This window comes from Verrucomicrobiia bacterium, from assembly GCA_035460805.1.
Lineage (GTDB): Bacteria > Patescibacteriota > UBA1384 > CAILIB01 > CAILIB01 > DATHWI01.
Window position 1 is genome coordinate 1 of sequence record DATHWI010000148.1, and the last position, 3,039, is coordinate 3,039.

Sequence of the window (3,039 nt, forward strand, 5' to 3'; positions counted from 1 at the left end):
GCCAAGTACTTCTTAGTGGCAACCTTGGGTGCGCTCCTGCTCTTTGTGTACCTCCTCTTGGATACTACATCCGTTACGCTAATCTGGTTTATCCTAGGTGTGGTCATTGCTGCCGTTGGCTTCTCATTGCCAAGTTATACAGCCCGCCTTCTTGGCTTAGGCCTCCTTGCCATTGCTGTCTTGCATTACATTTTCACCATGCTTGGCGTTTCCCAAGTCGCAGGCCCACTCTTCCTTAGGGATAGGGTTTGGGTTGGTGTGGTCATTGCCATGTTCCTTCCTGCACTCGCCCTTTGGTACCAGCAGGCGCCGCTGAAGGGGATTGAGCGCCGCCTTGTTCCAGTAATTGCCAACACACTTAGTGCTACAGGGTTCCTTATCCTGTTCGCAGTTGCTTACCTTGACCTAGTCTCTCCGTACCAGCCTTTGGCCTGGCTCATCATTTCTGCAGCAGCCGTTGGGTTTGGGCGCTATACGGGCATCAAGCTCCTTGTCCAGGGAGGTTGCGCCCTTATCGTGATCAGCCTGCTTCAACTCATTACTTCTGACATCTTCAATACCGCTTTGGATAACCGGGTTCTGTTCCTCTTGGGCCTATCGCTTTTCCTTATTGCCCTTGGGTTCATCCTGCCAATGCGAACTAACAGGAGGGCATAATCATGCGTATGAAATCTGAACCACTTACGTTGACCCGCTGGTTTGTAGCCGAACTCATCGGCACGATGTTCCTGTCTGCCGTAGCGGGTACGGCTATGATGGCGCACCTAGGCCTTGTTTCGGGATATTCCCCGTTGTACGTACCTTTTGCCGTCGGGGCTGTAGTCCTTGTCATGTTTTACGTGATCGGGCATATCTCCGGGTGTCACCTTAACCCCGCCGTTTCAGTGGCGATGTTCGTGATGCGCAAAATCACCTTCCCCCAATTCATGACCTACCTTGTTGCCCAGTTCCTGGGTGCCTGGCTAGGCATCAGGCTCATTGTCGGGCTTGTGGGAATCCCACCTTCTGCACCAGAATTCGTAAGCAGCTCCGTCAGCCTCGGAGAGTTTATGGGTGCTTTCATTCTTGTCCTTGCTATTGCCGCTGTAGTGCAAGGGAGGGTGAAAGATGGGTTGGGCGGCATTGTGATTGGTGTGGCACTTGCGGTGGGCCTGACGCTGGCCATGGTAACGGGTGGTGGGTATTTGAACCCCGCTATAGCCGCAACCCTGGGAGCGCAAGACCTGGCGTACCTGCTTATGCCTATCTTGGGTGGTTTGGCAGCGGCTGCAGCAACAACATTATTTGACGATCGTAAAATCTAAAGGAGTAGGGAATGCCTCATATCGATATTTCGCATTTGACCACGAACGGCAAGACCATCTTGCTTGCGTGTGATCAGGGTATGGAACACGGGCCAGAGGATTTCAATGAGAAAAACATTGATCCAAACTACGTGTACCAGATTGGTATCCGCAACGGGCTGAACGCTGTCATTTTTGGCCGCGGTATTTCTGAGCGCTACCACCAGGAGTATAAGAACGACATCCAGCTTATCGTTAAGCTGAATGGCCACACCCGTTTCAACAAGCCAAACTCTTGGGGTAAGCAAAACTGCAGCGTAGAAGAAGCAATTCGCTTCGGCGCTGTTGGTGTTGGGTATACCATCCACATTGGTGCTGGCCACGAAGCAGAGCAGATGCAGGAATTCTCCGGCATCGTAAGCGCTGCCCACGCTAATGGTATCCCAGCTATTGCTTGGGTATACCCACGTGGTGAGCAAATTAAGGATGAAAAGACTCCTGAGCTTTGCGCTTATGCTGCACGCATTGGACTAGAGCTTGGTGCTGACATGGTCAAGGTGTACAACCCAGGTAACGAAGGTGCACTTCGCTGGGTCAACATGTCTGCAGGTAACACCAAGGTCATCATTTCTGGTGGCGACCAGGTTTCTCCTGAAGAATACGCAGAGCAGTGCAAGGGCATTATGCGCGCTGGTATTACCGGTATCGCCGTAGGCCGCAACGTGTGGCAGGCTGAGGATCCTGACAAGGTTTGTACACTTATCAAGGACGTTATCTACAACGGTAACTACTAAGTTGGAGCTGGTTTGGACATTTTTCAGCACATCTCCACTCTTGTCCGGGGTGAACTTCACCTCGATGATACTACCCGTCAGCGCTATGCCGTTGACGGGAGTATCTTCGAAATAACCCCCGCAGCCGTTTTGGCTCCAAAAGACGCGGCAGACATTCAAGCTGTCGCACATTTGTTGTGGACGATGGCGGAAAACGGGAAGGAAGTCCCAGCCTTGGTGCCACGCGGCGCCGGGTCTGACCAGGCGGGAGGCCCCTTGGGTGCCGGCATAGTATTGGACATGCGGGCGCACATGAACCAGATCCTAGAAATTGGTGAGGATTTCGTGCGCTGTGAACCAGGGGTGCGGTATGGAGAGCTACAAGATGTGCTCAAGGCCCGTGGGCGTTATCTGCCACCGTATCCAGCCTCCCTAGAACTTTGTACTATCGGCGGTGCCGTGGCTAACAATGCCTCTGGTGAGAAGACGGTGAAATATGGCGATACCCGGGATTACGTAGAATCCCTCAAGGTGGTTTTGGCAAACGGCGACGAGATTACCGTGAAAGCTATGACCAAGGCGGAGATTGAGGGGAAGACGCACCGGTACAGCCTGGAAGGTAAAATATACCGCGAGTTTGCACGTCTCCTTGCCACCCATACCCGGGATGAGTCGCGCCCCAAGTTCCACGTCACTAAAAACTCCACGGGGTATGCCATTTGGGAAGTTGAGCATCGGGGGGTGTTCAATTTGGCAAAGCTCTTTGTTGGCTCCCAGGGTACGCTTGGCATCATCACCGAGATTACCTTACGGACAGAGCTGCTCCCCAAGGAAACAGCCCTCATTGGTGGGTATTTCGATAGTATCGATAAAGCAGCGGAAGCCGTGGAAGAGCTGTTAGTGCTTGGTCCCAGTGCTTTGGAGATCGTAGATAGGAACCTGTTGGAGTTAGTTGAATCAAGACAGCCTGGGCACTTGGAGGG

At 52.8% G+C, this 3,039-nt stretch carries 4 protein-coding genes; all 4 read left to right on the forward strand.

The features are described 5' to 3' along the window. Positions 1–657: hypothetical protein (locus VLA04_06050; GenBank protein ID HSI21219.1), on the forward strand; the 657-nt coding region annotated here is incomplete at its 5' end. Between the two features lie 8 nt (positions 658–665). Then, the gene (locus VLA04_06055) at positions 666–1,304 is read left to right on the forward strand and encodes an aquaporin (GenBank protein ID HSI21220.1); all 639 of its coding nucleotides are present in this window, start codon (positions 666–668) and stop codon (positions 1,302–1,304) included. Positions 1,305–1,315: 11 nt separating this feature from the next. After that, a complete protein-coding gene (locus VLA04_06060) occupies positions 1,316–2,077 on the forward strand; it encodes a fructose-bisphosphate aldolase (GenBank protein ID HSI21221.1) in 762 nt (253 codons plus the stop codon). Between the two features lie 12 nt (positions 2,078–2,089). Then, positions 2,090–3,039, forward strand: a 950-nt coding sequence (locus tag VLA04_06065; protein ID HSI21222.1) for an FAD-binding oxidoreductase, incomplete at its 3' end; no start/stop codon positions are given.